Source organism: Streptomyces yangpuensis, assembly GCF_024666385.1.
In the GTDB taxonomy this organism is placed as follows: domain Bacteria; phylum Actinomycetota; class Actinomycetes; order Streptomycetales; family Streptomycetaceae; genus Streptomyces; species Streptomyces yangpuensis.
In genome coordinates, this window is the sequence record NZ_CP102514.1 from 5,038,384 (window position 1) to 5,052,374 (window position 13,991).

General features: G+C 73.0%; 12 protein-coding genes. 8 read left to right on the top strand and 4 right to left on the bottom strand.

The genetic code is table 11. From position 1 onward, the window contains the following. Positions 1–113 precede the first annotated feature (113 nt). Positions 114–746, bottom strand: a complete 633-nt coding sequence (locus tag NRK68_RS23260; protein WP_183067329.1) for a hypothetical protein — start codon at positions 744–746, stop codon at positions 114–116. A gap of 220 nt (positions 747–966) precedes the next feature. On the opposite strand from NRK68_RS23260, the gene NRK68_RS23265 reads away from it, so the two are divergent. Continuing rightward, entirely contained in the window at positions 967–1,806 is an 840-nt protein-coding gene (locus tag NRK68_RS23265) for a nuclease-related domain-containing protein (RefSeq protein ID WP_257856611.1), read from the top strand. Between the two features lie 339 nt (positions 1,807–2,145). Here NRK68_RS23265 and ku read toward each other — a convergent pair whose 3' ends face one another. After that, positions 2,146–3,321 carry a non-homologous end joining protein Ku gene (gene ku, locus NRK68_RS23270; protein WP_257856612.1) on the bottom strand — a complete coding sequence of 392 codons (1,176 nt, stop codon included), beginning with the start codon at positions 3,319–3,321 and terminating at the stop codon, positions 2,146–2,148. 31 nt (positions 3,322–3,352) lie between these two features. Between ku and ligD the strand changes: the two genes are divergently transcribed. Both ligD and NRK68_RS23280 read left to right on the top strand, forming a co-directional pair. Further along, positions 3,353–4,267: a non-homologous end-joining DNA ligase gene (ligD, locus tag NRK68_RS23275; protein WP_257856613.1), complete on the top strand. Its 915-nt coding sequence runs from the start codon at positions 3,353–3,355 to the stop codon at positions 4,265–4,267. Then, a complete protein-coding gene (locus NRK68_RS23280) occupies positions 4,264–5,175 on the top strand; it encodes an ATP-dependent DNA ligase (protein WP_257856614.1) in 912 nt (303 codons plus the stop codon). The genes ligD and NRK68_RS23280 overlap by 4 nt, the downstream gene beginning before the upstream one ends. A gap of 67 nt (positions 5,176–5,242) precedes the next feature. Here NRK68_RS23280 and NRK68_RS23285 read toward each other — a convergent pair whose 3' ends face one another. Beyond that, positions 5,243–5,638: a DUF6479 family protein gene (locus tag NRK68_RS23285; RefSeq protein WP_257856615.1), complete on the bottom strand. Its 396-nt coding sequence runs from the start codon at positions 5,636–5,638 to the stop codon at positions 5,243–5,245. Positions 5,639–5,785: 147 nt separating this feature from the next. Continuing rightward, entirely contained in the window at positions 5,786–6,769 is a 984-nt protein-coding gene (locus NRK68_RS23290; protein ID WP_257856616.1) for an XdhC family protein, read from the bottom strand. Between the two features lie 313 nt (positions 6,770–7,082). Here NRK68_RS23290 and NRK68_RS23295 point away from each other — a divergent pair, with 313 nt between their 5' ends. The 5 genes from NRK68_RS23295 (at position 7,083) to NRK68_RS23315 (ending at position 13,121) form a co-directional block, all read left to right on the top strand. Continuing rightward, positions 7,083–7,520, top strand: coding sequence for a hypothetical protein (locus NRK68_RS23295; protein WP_257856617.1), 438 nt, complete (start codon positions 7,083–7,085; stop codon positions 7,518–7,520). Between the two features lie 18 nt (positions 7,521–7,538). Further along, positions 7,539–8,390: an ABC transporter ATP-binding protein gene (locus NRK68_RS23300; RefSeq protein WP_257856618.1), complete on the top strand. Its 852-nt coding sequence runs from the start codon at positions 7,539–7,541 to the stop codon at positions 8,388–8,390. Continuing rightward, a complete protein-coding gene (locus NRK68_RS23305) occupies positions 8,387–9,616 on the top strand; it encodes a hypothetical protein (RefSeq protein WP_257856619.1) in 1,230 nt (409 codons plus the stop codon). Before NRK68_RS23300 ends, NRK68_RS23305 begins: the two co-directional genes overlap by 4 nt. Next, positions 9,609–10,175, top strand: coding sequence for a hypothetical protein (locus NRK68_RS23310; RefSeq protein WP_257856620.1), 567 nt, complete (start codon positions 9,609–9,611; stop codon positions 10,173–10,175). Before NRK68_RS23305 ends, NRK68_RS23310 begins: the two co-directional genes overlap by 8 nt. Before the next feature lie 462 nt (positions 10,176–10,637). Next, complete coding sequence (locus NRK68_RS23315) at positions 10,638–13,121, top strand: helicase-associated domain-containing protein (RefSeq protein WP_257856621.1); 2,484 nt, start codon at positions 10,638–10,640, stop codon at positions 13,119–13,121. Positions 13,122–13,991 lie beyond the last annotated feature (870 nt).

Consider the following 13,991-nt stretch of genomic DNA (forward strand, 5'->3'; position numbering starts at 1 on the left):
TCCACCATATGCGGAGGTGCGCCCCATTTGCCCATGTCGATGGGCCCCTGGCGGCCGGGGCGCGGGTGGGAGGGCCGCCCGTCCGTGCGGGCCGTCCTGCCTGCGTAGGACGGTCAGCCGTCCGTGCGTCCCCGGCGCAGCATGGCGAAGCCGAGCCCGGCCGCACCCACGGCCGCGATGCCGCCGCCCGCGGCGAGCAGCAGCATGCCGTCGCCCGGCCCGTCGGCCAGCGTACTCAGCCGCCGGCCCTCGGCGGACGCGGCCTCCAGTACGCGCGTGTCGCCGACGGCGGCCCGCTGCTCGGCCGAGACCGGGACGATCTGCCCGTCGCGGGTGCCGGTCTTGTGTCCGTCGCCCGCGACGGAGTGGCCGCCGGCCTGCGCTGAGGCGCCGCCCACCCAGGACGTCAGCCGCCCCGCGGGGTCCAGCGCGGCGTGCAGATCGCCGGAGCCGCCGAAGTCGGTGACCCCGTCATGGCTGGTCAGGGTGGTGGCCCTGGCGCCGTCGGCGGCCAGGATGTCGGCCTGGTAGCCGCCCTTGGCGGTCCGGTAGACCTTCGCCGTGGAAACGCCGTCCGCCAGCGCGAGACTCTTGACCAGCGTCCGCTGCGTGGCCGCCGAGTGCGCGGACGAGGCCGCCGGCACCCCTTCGGCCAGAGCGGCGGCGGTGGGCAGCGCCAGGAGGCTGCCGGCACAGGCGGTCACGGCTGCGGCGCGAACGAGAGTGCGGCGGCGGACGGTGCTCACGGAAAATCCTTCGATGCGGGGTGGGGGACCGGGGGCACTGGGGTGCCGGCCGGAACGGGACCTGGCGTCGCCAGGTGCGACCAACCTAGGCGGCGGCCGTTGCGGCGACACCCCGTTCGTGTAACAGCGAAGTCGCAAGGTTCCGTCGGAGTCGTTACACAACCGAGGGATTGCCGTGCGGCGCCCCGGCTGCTCCCATGGACGGCGGGGGTGAGGGTGCATGCGCGGACTCAAGGTACTGCCCAGCGGCCGGCCCGGCCGCGGCCGACTGTACGTCAACCTGCCCGACGGGCAGGCGGTCGCGTGGTACGACCGCCAGGCCAACCGGATCAGCGTCCTCGCGGACGACCACCGCGAAGCGGTCCTGGCGGTGCTGCGCCCGTACCTGAGCGGCACCGTGTCCATCGGGCCGCCCCCGGTCCCCACCGCGGCCGACCTGCGCCGCCTGGCCATGCCGCCGGATGCGGACCTGGCCCCCAACCGGCCCGCCGAGGCGCTGCTGGCGGAGCTGGAACACGGCACGGCGGGCAGCAGGGCCCGGCACCGCCTGCGCCAGGACCTGACGGCGCAACAGCGGATGGGCGACGCCTTCGACGCCCTGGAACCGGAGGGCTGGCGCACGTTGCACTGCGTCCCGCTCCCGGGCTTCGGCAGGATCGACCACCTGGTGATCGGCCCGGCCGGGATCTTCTGCGTGCGTACGGTGCCGGGGCGTCGTCAGCGTGCGGTGGTCGGTGACCTGCTGCTCACGATCGGCCGCACGGAACCCCGCCCGGACCCCCGCTGGATCCGCGGCGCGGCGGCCCGCGCGACGGCACTGCTGGCCGCGAAGGTCACGCCGGCCCTGGCGGTGGTCGACGCCTCCCGTCTGGAGACGGCGCCGACGGTCCGCGACATCCGCATCCTCCAGCCGCCGACGGCGACACCGGACCTCGTCGCCTCCCCGGCCGCCCTCAAACCCCCGGACGTAGAAGCGCTGTTCGCCCAAGCCCGCGACACCCGAACCTGGCTACCCCCAACTCCCCGGCCCCACGCGGGCCGCCCCCTCCGAACCCGCTGACTCTCCTCAACCGCAAGGCGGTTCGGGCCGCGCCACAACCCGGGTGGGCCGGGCCGGTGGTTCGTGCCCCACCCCGGCACCTGGCGGCGCCCCTTCCGGCGTGCCGGGCTGCCGCCAGGCAGCGTTCGTGGGACGGGGGCCCGGGGCGGAACCCCGGGGGACGGGGGCGGGGGACGGAGGACGGGGGAAGGGCGGGGGAAGGGCGGGGTGGGGAAACAGCGCGGCAGGCCCACACCCCCTGTCGGGCCGCCGGCCTCATGCCGAGGCCCGCTTCCGCGGCGCCGCGGCTTCTTCGCGCCCGCGGCCGCAGGCCCACACCCCCCCCGCCGAACTTCGGCCTCAGGCCGAGGCCCGCTTCCTCGGCGCCGCGGCCTTCTTCGCGCCCGCGGCCGTACCGGCCTTCTTCGCTCCCCCGGCCGTACCGGCCTTCTTCGTAGCGGCTTTCTTCGCGCTCGCCGTCGAAGTCGACTTGGTCGTAACGGATTTGGTCGCCCCCGACCCCGACTTGGCCGTCCCCGACCTGGCAGTCGTCGTCTTCTTCTTCGACGCGGCACCGGCAGACGCCGCGGTCTTCTTCGCCGAGGCCGCCGTCGACTTCTTCCCGCCCACGGCCTTCGGCGCAGCCGCCGTCTTCCGACCCCCGCCGCCGCTCCGCCGCCGCATCGGCGTGACCTCGCCCCCCGCCCCCGGCCCAGCCCCGGCGCCGGACTCGTCCTCCGCCCCGCCCCCGCCCTCGCCCCGCGACGCCTTCGCCGCCCGCACGCTCTTCTCCAGCGCAGCCATCAGGTCGATCACCTGCCCGCCGGCCGGCTCCACCGTGGCCTCCGCCGGCTCGAACGCCCCACCCGCCTTCGCCGCGATCATCGCCTCCACCGCGTCCCGGTAGTCGTCGTGCAGCGACTCCATTTCCACCTCGCCCAGCGTCGCCATCAGCGCGTCCGCCAGGTCCAGCTCGGCGTCCCGCACCGTCACCTCGGCGTCCGGAGCGACCCCCTCCGGCGCCCGGATCTCGTCCGGCCACAACAGCCCGTGCATCGCGATCACGTCGTCGACCACCCGCAGCATGCCCAGCCGCTCCCGCCCCCGCAGCGCGAACTTGGCGATCGCGACCTTCCGGCTGCGCTTCAGCGCCTCCCGCAGCAGCGTGTACGGCTTCGCCGCCGTCGCCCCGTTCGCCGCCAGGTAGTACGCCGCGTCCATCTGCAGCGGATCGATCTCCTCGGCGGGGACGAACGACATGATCTCGATCGTCTTCGCCGTGGCCAGCGGCAGCTGCGCCAGATCCTCGTCCGTGATCGGGATGACGGACCCGTCCGCCTCCTCGTACCCCTTGCCGATCTCGGCGGCCGACACCTCCTCGCCATCCAGCTCGCACACCTTGCGGTAGCGGATTCGCCCGCCGTCGGCGAGGTGGATCTGACGGAAAGAGATCGAATGGCTCTCGGTCGCGTTCACGAGTTTGATCGGAATGCTGACGAGGCCGAAGGAGATCGCTCCGTTCCAGATGGATCGCACGGTTCCTCCCGTTTCGTGGCAATCTCATCGTATGACGCCGATCACATTGGTGGAGGGCCGTCGCATCGCGCTCAGCAACCTCGACAAGGTCCTCTACCCCGAGACCGGCTTCACGAAGGGCGAGGTCCTCCACTACTACGCCACCGTCGCGGAGCCCCTGCTCGCCCAGATCCACGACCGGGCGGTGTCCTTCCTGCGCTATCCGGACGGGCCGGAGGGCCAGCTGTTCTTCACCAAGAATCCGCCGCCCGGCGCACCCGACTGGGTGAGGACCACCCCCGTGCCCCGCTCCGAGGACCCCTCCGCCGCACAGGTGGTCGTCGCCGACCTGGCCACCCTCATGTGGTCCGCCAACCTCGTCGTCGAGTTCCACATCCACCAGTGGCCCGCCGGCCGACCCGCCGTCGCCGACCGCATGGTCCTCGACCTCGACCCCGGCGCGCCCGCCTCCGTCGTCGAGTGCAGCGCCGTCGCCCTCTGGCTGCGCGAGCGCCTCGCCGCCGACGGCCTCGACGCCTACGCAAAGACCTCCGGCTCCAAGGGCCTGCACCTGGCCGTGCCCCTGGAGCCGACCCCCTCGGCGCAGGTGTCCGCGTACGCGAAGCAGCTCGCCCAGGAGGCCGAACGCGAGCTCCCCGACTTCGTCGTCCACCGCATGGCCAAGGCCCTGCGCCCCGGCAAGGTGTTCGTCGACCACAGCCAGAACGCCGCCGCCAAGACCACCGCCGCCGCCTACACCCTGCGGGCGCGGGCCCGCCCCACCGTGTCCGCACCCGTCACCTGGGCGGAGGTCGAGGCCTGCCGCACCCCTGACGACCTGGTCTTCCTCGCCGACGACATCGGCCCGCGGCTCGTCCGCGACGGCGACCTCTTCGCCCCCCTGGCCGATCCCGCGCAGGGCCGCCCGCTCCCCAGGGCCCGGCCGCTCCCCAGGGCCCGGCCATGATCCGCGTCGCGCTGGCCGCAGCCGTACGGGACCTGCCGCGCGCGGCGGGACTGGCGTACGAGCCGAAGTTCGACGGGCACCGCCTCGTCGTTGTGCGGTCGGCAGCCGAGGTGACGCTCCAGGCCCGCTCCGGCCGGATCGTGACCAGCGCGTTCCCCGATCTGGCGGCGGCAGCGCTGCAGTTGCCCGCCGGAACGGTCCTCGACGGCGAGGTGGTGGTCTGGCACGCGGGCCGGACGGACTTCGCACTGGTGCAGCGGCGGGCGGCCGCCACCGCCGCGCGGGCCGCCGTGCTCGCGCAGAGCCTGCCCGCCTCATACGCCGCCTTCGACGTGCTGGAACTGGCCGGGCTGGACGTGCGCGCCCGCCCGTACGAACGCCGCCGGACCCTCCTCGTCGACCTGCTCCTGCCCCTCGGGCCGCCGCTCCAGCCCGTCCCGATGACCACCGACCCGGAACTGGCCGCCACCTGGTACGAGACGCTCCCCGCCAGCGGTATCGAGGGCCTCGTCGTCAAGCGGCTGGACCAGGCCTACCCGGCCGGGCGGCGCGGCTGGCAGAAGCTGCGGCACACGGACGTCCGGGACGCGGCGGTCGTCGGCTACACCGGCACCCCCCGCCGGCCGCTCGCCCTGGTCCTCGTCCTGCCGGTCGGGGACCAGACCCCGCTGGTGTCGAGCCCGCTGACGGCGGCGCTGCGCCGGGAGGTGGCGGAGGCGGCCGCCGCGCGCGGGGCCGCCGGACGGGCCGCCGAACCCCGGGCCGCCGAACCCCGGGCCACCGTCACCGCCATCGGCCTCGGCGAGGTCCCGTACCGCACCCTGGACCCGCCGCTCACGGCGGAGGTGCGGCACACCTCGGCCAGGCACCCGCCGCCGGAGGTGATCCGGCTGCGGACGGACCTCTGACCCGCGCGGGAGACGCGGGCCAGAGGGTGGCCGGGTCGTCGTGCGCCTCGGCCGATGGATCGTCGGTTCAGGAGTGCGCGCCGCGCCCCGCGTCCGGGGGAGCCCCGGGCTGCGGGTGCGGACCGGGCCCTTCCGGCAGCTTGTAGCCGGACTCGCGCTCCTTACGGACCTCGTCCGGGTGGCTGGAGGTCGTCGAGCCGAAGTTCCCGTAGCCCTGCATCTCGTGCGGTCGCAGGCCCCCCTCGGGGATCTCCACCTGGTCGCGTTCCTCGCGGACCTCGTAGACCGCCCCGCCGTTCGGCAGATGCGGCTGCTCCTCGGGGGCGGGCGGCGGCGGCTCCTTGGCACGGACCCGCTGGCCCAGCTTGAAGCCGCCGAGCAGCATGCCGGCGACGACGATGCCGACGACGAGGAACCACACGATGTCCAGGGCGACCGGGTCCACGCTCAGGATCATGTCCATACGGAGCATTTTCCCTCACATCCCCGGGTTGCGCGCATTTCGGACGCGGCGGCGGGGTGCAAGAGAACCGGCAGGGCACAAGGGAACTGGCAGGTCGGAAGGGAACCGGCGGGGGCGGAAGGGAACCGGCGGGGCGCGAGGAGGAGCTCAGGTGTTGATGGGCCCGTCGGCGTCCCGCAGCGCACCCGCCTTGCGCGACCCCAGCACTCCGAGGATCTCGGCGCAGATCGCCAGCGCGGTCTCCGCCGGCGTGCGGGCGCCGAGGTCCAGCCCGATCGGCCCGTGCACCCGGGCCAGCTCCGCCTCGGAGACCCCGGCCGCGAGCAGCCCCTCCCGCCGCCGGGCCGTCGTACGCCGCGACCCGAGCGCCCCGACGTACGGCACACCTGCGGCCAGCGCCGCCCGCAGCGTCGGCACGTCGAACTGCTCGTCGTGGCTCAGCATGACCAGGCACGCGGCGTCCCGGCGCGCTTCGATCACCTCGGCCGCCGGCCCGGCCGCCTCGACCCGTACGGCCTCCCAGCCCAGCAGCAGCGACTGCCGCTCGATGACGGCGGCCAGCTCACCGCCGCCGCCGATGACCAGGTACGGGGCCGACGGCTGCGCCTCCACCAGCACCAGGCCCGACTCCCCGTACAGGGCGTCCCGCCCGGCCCGCCGCGTGGCCAGCAGCTCGCCGGCCCGCCGCCCGGCATCGTCGCCCGGCACTGCGGTGGCCCGTACGACCTCACTGGACGCCTGGTCGGCGGCCTCGTTCAGCCGGGTCACCAGCGCCACCCCGACGCCCTCGCCGAGCAGCTCCCACCACTCGGCGGGAATCGTGGCGAGCGGCTGGAGCAGCACCTCGGCCTGCCCGCCACAGGTCAGCTTCGCCGCCACGGCCTCGTCCCCGGCGACCGACACCTCGCACACCCGCGCGGTGGCCCCGGGCGCCATGGCCAGTGCTTCCGCGACCAGCTCGGCGTCGAAGACCCCCCGGTACAGGCTGCCGACGCACTCCCCCCGCGCATCGACGAGCACGGCCCCGCCTGGATCCCGCGGCCCGAAACCCTGCTCGGTCACGGGCCGGGCCAGATACCCCGCCCGCCCCTCGGCCACCCACCGCCGCGCCGTCTCCACCAGCTCACGCATCCGTGCCGCCCCATCCATCCGCACTCTTTCCCGCAAAGCACCAGGTCAGCGGCACAATGCGGCCTCACTCCCACCTTAGGCAGCCGCGTGCCCCGCCCCCACCCCCCAAACCCACAGCATCCCCGCCCCACCCCTCGTGCGGACCACCGGAACCTCGCCCGTAGCCACGCCGTGCCACCCGCGAACCCCGTGTTGACGCCCATGTCACCCGATCGGGGTCGATCAGGTCCAGGGCATCCCATCCGGCCTAAACGACGACATACCGCATGCCATGCTCGGGCGTCTCGAAGTCCCTGCTCCGAAAGGCGTGTTCATGCTCCGCACCTCCCCTGGAACGGCTGCCCTGACCACGGGCGGGGTTCTGCTCGTCACCGTCCTTGCGGGTTCGGCGTCAGCGGTGGGCTGGGGAAGCGTCACGGCGTCCTATGACGGCAAGGCGCGCGCGACCGCGTACGGAGACTTTCGCAACGATCAGAACATCAACGCGAAGAACAAGGTCATGTCGAAGGACCTCGCCGCGGACGGCAACACGATCTACACCACGGGGAACTGGTACTTCGAGAACGGGGCCGAGGTCCACGCGCTGAACACGCCCGAGCACAACCACACGTACTACGTCACCCACTACCTGAAGCACCCGCTCCAGCCGACGGCGAAATCCGTCCGAGGGGGCACGCAGGCATGCGTTCAGCTCGGGTGGCCGGTACCGGACACCTGCTCGGCACAGGCGCTCCCCTCGTTCGACTACTGAGACACCGAGGACCCGACGATGATCACCCCGCGGCGAAGTGACAACGCGCCGGACGACCCCGGTCCCGCCCTCGACTCCGGCGACGGCGCCCGCGGACTCGATGTCCGCGACCTCGTGGTCCGGTACCGGGCCAGGACCGCCCTCGACATCCCCCGCCTCTCCTTCCGGCCGGGCATCACCGCCCTCACCGGATCCAACGGCTCGGGAAAGACGACCCTGCTCAAGGTCTGCGCACTCCTCCTCCGCCCGGCGGCCGGATCGGTCTCTCTCGGAAACCGAGGCCCGGACCCGGACAAGCGGGCGAACCTGCGACGTCACCGCGAGGCCATCGGCTATCTCCCGCAGGCGCCGGACTTCCCGGGCCACTTCACCGTCCACGAAGCGGTGACCTACGCGGCGTGGCTGCGCAGCGTGCCACGCGCGCGACGTGCCGAGACCGTCCGGCGCGTGATCGACGACCTGAACCTCACCGAAGTGACCGAGGCCCGCCTGCGCAGCCTCTCGGGAGGCAACCGCCAGCGAGCCCACATCGCCCAGGCGGTCGTCCACGAGCCCGCCGTCCTGCTCCTCGACGAACCCACGACCGGCATCGACGTGGAACACCGCATGGAGCTGCGCACCTACCTGGCGCGCCTGGGCCGCACGCGCTGCGTCGTCCTGAGCACGCACCACACCGAGGACATCGAGCTGCTGGCCGACCGGGTCGTCTCGCTCCGCGAGGGCCGCATCGTCTTCGACGGCACGCCCGCAGAACTGACGGCCCGGGCCGACGGCGGCACCGACGACGGTGCCCGCTCGGTGGAACGGGCCCTCAATGCCCTCAGCAGCGGCGGAAATTCCCGCCAGGACGCCGACGGAGGCGCCCGATGACCACCAGCGCTCTCCTCCTTCACCTGCGCCGGTCGCTCGGCCGCACCGCCTTCCCCTTCCTCGTCGGCCTCGTGGTCCTCAACACCCTCCTGCGCCCGATGGGCTGGCGGTACGAACCCATGTGGGCCGTTTACCAGTACAACTTCACCGTGATGCTCCTCGGCCCGCTGCTGGCGGGTTTGGCGGCCTGGGAGGGCCACCGCCTCTCGCGCGCCGCCCCCTTCCTTTCCGCACACCATCGCCCCCTCGCCATGCTCGCGGCGGCATGGGCGGCGCTTCTCACCTGGTCCTGCGCCGCGTTCCTGCTGGGGCTGGCCCTGGTCCTCGGTGTGGTGGCCGGCGCAGGAGCTCTCCCCTCCCTCGGTCTGCCCGAACTGCTCACTCCGCTGCCCGCGCTCGCACTCCTCGGCCTCGCCTGCGCCATCGGCCTCGCAGCAGGCTGGCTCAGCGGAGAGGGCGGCAAGGTCGCGGCCCCGATGGTCGCGATCGCCGTGTTCCTCGTCTTCCTCCTCCTTTACTCGGGCGACCTGTCCGAGTTCGTGATGGTCGGCGGAGCCACCAGCTCACTCGTCGGACTGCGGCCCAAGGCCGGCACGCAAGGCACCCAAATCGCCTTCTACGCGGCGGCCACCCTCCTCGCACTGCTCGCCGCGGCCTGGAGCGCCGCCCTCCACCACCTGCGACCGCGCCACGTCCTCGCGGCGGCCGCCACCGCCGTGCTGTGCGCACTCTCGGCCGGCCACCTCGCGTCGGCCGACCCCCTCTACCTCGAAGCCCGACCCGGTGACGTCCGCTGCCACGGCACCCAGCCCGAGATCTGTCTCGGCCGCGGCTACGCGACGTACGAGCCGCAGCTGCGGGCCAAGCTCACGCCGATGGTGACGGCCATGACCCGGCTGGACCTCCCCGCTCCAGCCGCCTTCCGCCAGGACGCCCTGCGGAGCAGCACGAACACGGGCCAGCTCTCCCCGGACACCGTCAAGGGCGATCGTGAGCTGCTGCTCGACATGTTCCTCGGCACCTACTACGGCTCCACATGCGCCATCGAGCCGGGCAGTCCCATGGAACGCCACCACGTCAACGCCCGGTACTGGCTGGCCGCGGCAGCGGGAGTTCCCACGTACGAGGACCCGCTCCTGGACCCCCGGCTCACATCGGGCTCCGCGCCCGAGCGGATCTCCGTGGCGCGTGCCGCGTTCCAGGGCCTGGCCGCGTGTGATGGCTAGCCTGGTCTACATCCGCCGGTGGCGCCTGGGCCGACAGACGGTCGTCGCACTGTTCTGCGCGCTGCTGTGGGTGGCGACCCCGCTCCGCCTGTACGACGTACCGGCGCGGGACGGCGTTCAGGGCGCGCTCTGGCCCATGGTCCCCGCCCTTTTTGCGGCCTTCGTGCCGTCCGTCATCGCGACGGCGTCCGATGTGCAGGAGCGCATCGCGCCGACGGCAGCCCGCCTCCGGGCCAGGACCACAGGGGTGATCCTCGCCCTCGCCGCGGCCCTCGCCCTGGCGGGCGCGACGAACGACCCGGCCGTCGCCTTTCGCAACACGCTGCTTCTGACCGGCCTGGCTTTCGCGGGCTGCTGCGTCCTGCCGCCGGCGGCGGCCTGGGTCCCGCCCGTTGCCATCCCGATGGTGATGTGGCTGGTCGGAACCAAACCCCAGGCCCGCGTGGAGCCCTGGTCCCTCCTCCTGCTCCCGGGCACGACCACCTACGCCTGGCTCGCCACCGCCCTCCTCACGGCCACGGCCGTCACGGCATACCTCCTCAAGGGCCCCCGCCCGTGACCACAGACCCGCCAACCGACGGGTCGAGGATCCGGCTGCGGAAGTAGGAGGGAGCCGACCTGCGCGGATCGACCAAGATCCGGTCCACGCATGTCCGCAGGGTCTGTCGCTACGGCTGCGCAGCAAGGCAGTTGCTGCACATACGCGAAGACCCCGTCTCAGCGACCTCGCTGATGGCGGGGTCTTTGGGTACTTCCTGCGAAGTGCCCCCGGCAGGATTCGAACCTGCGCACACGGCTCCAGAGGCCGGAACGTACCCAGGTGTTTGCCCAGTTCAGACCCCTAGCTGATGAGTTGTCAGGCTTGCTGCCCCCCACATGTCCCATGCCCCGGGCGCCCAGTGGCGGGAGACATCGACCGCATGCTCAGAACCTTCCGGACATCGAAGCCCGTCTGCGCGGCGGCGAGGTGATGGGGCCGGTTCACCCCCGTGGGGTGACCGGACGACGCTAGCCTGGCCGGGTGAATGCGCGTACCGCCCTTGTGAAATGGCTGGTGACCCTGGATCCTCAGCGGCTGACCGCCTTGCTGGAGGAGCGGGATCTGCCGCTCGCCGCCGGGTACCGGCGGATCACCACCTTCCGCGAGCTCGCCGAACACCTGCTCACCGACGAGTCGGTGGGCCAGGGCCTGATGGCGGGCACCGCCGGAGAGCTGGAACTGCTCGCTTCCATCGCCGCCCTTGCTCTGGAGCGGCACGGCCCCGTAGCCGGCGGTGAGGTCGAGGACGGGCCCCGGTATCCCTGGCAACAGCGCAAGCCAGGTCCCCCGGTGGAACCCGCGGACCGATTGGTGCCTGAGCGGGACGTACTGTCCTGGTTCGAGCCGGGGGAGAAGCGGCAGCGGGCGGAACGCACACTCACCCGACTGCGGGAGCGCGCGCTGCTGCTCCCCGCGCCCAAGGGCCGACTTGCGCTGCCACCACTGCTGCACGTCCGCGCCGCCGGGTTCGACGGATACGGGCGTACGGCCGACCGGCTGCTGACCAGCGCCTACAACGCCCCCGAGGTCAAGCGGATCGCCGCACACCTCTTCGGCGAGGGGGCTGCCCGTACGCGCGACCAGGCCCAGGAGCTGATCACCGCTCTGTTCGCCGATCCCGCCCGGGTGCGGGCACTGGTGGCGGACGCCCCAGTCCGGGCGCTGGAGCTGCTGGACCACCTGGTACCCGGCCCGCCGCTGCTGCGGACCCACTGCTTCGTAGACCGGTACGGGCCGCAGTACGCGGGCCCGGACGCCAAGTACGTCTTCCGGGAGGGAGGCAGCGGCGACGAGGGCACCGACTGGCTGGCCGGGCGCGGACTCCTGATCCCCGCCGGCCTCGACCTGGTGGAACTTCCGTACGAGGTCGCCCGTGCGCTCCGCGATGAGGGCGCGGCGCCTAGCCCCCGGCTGGAACCGGAGCAGTTCACCGCCACCGCAATCGCGCCGCTGCCGCCCGGCTGGGAGGGCGAGGGCGGCACGGCCGCCGCGGCGGCCGCCTGGCGGGCAGAACTGGTACTGCGGGCACTGGCCGCCCAACCGGTCGCGATCCGCAAGGCGGGCGGGATCGCTGTACGGGACACCCGGCGGCTGGCCAAGGCGGCCGGGGCCGATGAGGCCGGCACCAGGCTGTGGCTGGACCTCGCGGTCAACGCCGGACTGGCCGCGCCCCGGGACGACGAACCGGCCCCCGCTTCCCGTGGCCGCCGGAACCCCAAGGCCCCCAAGCCCTCCGCCCGGCTGCTGCCGAGCGACGGCTACGACGCCTGGGCCGCCGCTCCGCCAGCGGGCAAACTGCTGCCGCTGCTGGCGGCCTGGGCCGTGGTCCCCGCCATTCTCAGCCACTGGCCGGACCCCGACGAGACCCCGGTCGCGCTCATCAGCCCGCAGGACGAGGACGCAGTGACCCTCCGCAGCGGGGTCCTGCGAGCGCTCGCCGTCCTCCCCGTCGGACACGGGCTGACCGGGAACGCGCGGGGATTCACCGAACTGCTCTCCCTGGCCGCATGGTTCCAGCCCGCCCTGCGCGCTCACCTGGCCGCGGACACCACGGGGGAGCCGACCGGCCTGGACGGAGTCCTCGACCGCATGGCGGCCACCCTGACCGAGGCGTCCCTGCTCGGCGTGGTGGCCCACGGCGCACTCACCCCCGTGGGGCGGGCCCTGTGCCGACTGCTGGAGGCGGGAGCCGCCCATCACTACCCGGCAGTGCCCGGCGCGGGCACGGACCCGGCCGCCCGCGGCTCGGAGGGCCTGGGCGAGGACCTCTCCCTCCGCCCCGCCCTGGCGAAGGCGGTGGCCACCCTCCGCGAGGAGCTGTACGCGGCGCTGCCCGAGCCCAGCGACACGGCCCGGTTCCAGAGCGACCTGACCGCCACGGTCACCGGCGCACCCGCGCCCGCCCTCGCCGACCTGCTCTCCACGGTCGGCGACATCGAGTCCGAGGGCCACGCGGTGGTCTGGCGCATCACGGCAACCTCCATCCGCCGGGCCCTGGACGCCGGCTGGAGCGCGGACGAACTCCTCGACCGCCTCACGACGGCAAGCGAGCGCGGCACTCCCCTGCCCCAACCACTGGCCTACACGATCAAGGACACCGCCCGCACCCACGGACAACTCAAGGTCGTCCGCTCCGCCTGCTGTATCCGCTCGGACGACACCGCCCTGATCACCGAGGTGGCCCAGTCCCGAGCCCTGACCAAACTTCGCCTGCGCCGGATTGCCCCCACGGTCCTGATCTCCACGGCCCCGCCGGAGGAGACCCTCTCAGCCCTCCGCACAGCCGGCTACGCCCCAACCCAGGAAGCCGAAACGGGCACCACCGTCCTGGACCGCGCCCCAGCGGACCGCGCCCCGAGCCTCCTGCCCACCCTGGACCAGGCCCACCCCGTACACGGCGAACCGGCCCGCGGCGTCCCCGCGAGCGCCCGCGCGCTGGCCTCCGCACTCTCCTCGGCCGGCTAGGACGCGCGCGTCAGACATCGCCTTCGATGCCCACGTCTGGCGCACAAGGCACTGGGGCGACAGGGGTGGGGACGGGTCCGATCAGTGCTGACCATGGCCGTTCAGGGGGCTCGCCGCGTCCGTCGGCCCAGCTGGGGCGGCCAGTACTCAGGAGGCTGAGGGTGTGTCGCGTACCCAGCCCATTCCTCGTCGGGTTGTGGAGATCTGGGCGCCCAGGTGCGCGGTGCGGGCAGAGCGAGCGCTGCCCGCACACGCTTACCCATCGCGGGAGTGGGGTCCACTCTCAAAGCGTTCAGAAGGAACGGCATGCCTGATGAATGGAATTGCGGCGAAGACCTGGGGGTAGGGCAACACGATCGCCGGCCCGCAGCCGGTGGACGGTGGGCAGCGACCCCCCCCCACGTGCGAATGCCGGTCACGACTTGCTGGCAATGATGGATCGTCTTCTTGGCAACATCCAGGGAGACGCGGAAGAACTCCCGGTTGGCGGAGACCCCGTGACCCGCCAGGAGGCGGTGCACTGCGCGCTCGCTTCGGTATAGCCGATCTTGAGCATGTCGGGAAAGGCCGGGTTACGTTGCCTCTACGACCATCTCGAAGATGCTCCAGGCTTCCGGGCGAAGATCGGTGAGGCGACCGAGGCGGTGGACACGTTGGCCGCCACGCTCCTGTACGACGAGTGCTCCGCCCCCCTCACACGGGACCAGTGGGTAAGAACGACAAAGGCCCGGACTCAGTGGGACTGAGTCCGGGCCTTCATGCTTGGCACTTCAGCTGGTCAGCGACACTTGCACACTGTCTGGCTGGCGTGCCCCCGGCAGGATTCGAACCTGCGCACACGGCTCCGGAGGGCTCTCCCCGGCAGGCATC

Excerpts from the sequence above, each read along its gene's own strand:
- NRK68_RS23265 (WP_257856611.1), top strand. The coding sequence starts at position 967 with ATGCGCGGACTCAAGGTACTGCCCAGCGGCCGGCCCGGCCGCGGCCGA.
- ligD (WP_257856613.1), top strand. The coding sequence starts at position 3,353 with ATGACGCCGATCACATTGGTGGAGGGCCGTCGCATCGCGCTCAGCAAC.
- NRK68_RS23280 (WP_257856614.1), top strand. The coding sequence starts at position 4,264 with ATGATCCGCGTCGCGCTGGCCGCAGCCGTACGGGACCTGCCGCGCGCG.
- NRK68_RS23285 (WP_257856615.1), bottom strand. The coding sequence starts at position 5,638 with ATGGACATGATCCTGAGCGTGGACCCGGTCGCCCTGGACATCGTGTGG.
- NRK68_RS23290 (WP_257856616.1), bottom strand. The coding sequence starts at position 6,769 with ATGCGTGAGCTGGTGGAGACGGCGCGGCGGTGGGTGGCCGAGGGGCGG.
- NRK68_RS23295 (WP_257856617.1), top strand. The coding sequence starts at position 7,083 with ATGCTCCGCACCTCCCCTGGAACGGCTGCCCTGACCACGGGCGGGGTT.
- NRK68_RS23300 (WP_257856618.1), top strand. The coding sequence starts at position 7,539 with ATGATCACCCCGCGGCGAAGTGACAACGCGCCGGACGACCCCGGTCCC.
- NRK68_RS23305 (WP_257856619.1), top strand. The coding sequence starts at position 8,387 with ATGACCACCAGCGCTCTCCTCCTTCACCTGCGCCGGTCGCTCGGCCGC.
- NRK68_RS23310 (WP_257856620.1), top strand. The coding sequence starts at position 9,609 with ATGGCTAGCCTGGTCTACATCCGCCGGTGGCGCCTGGGCCGACAGACG.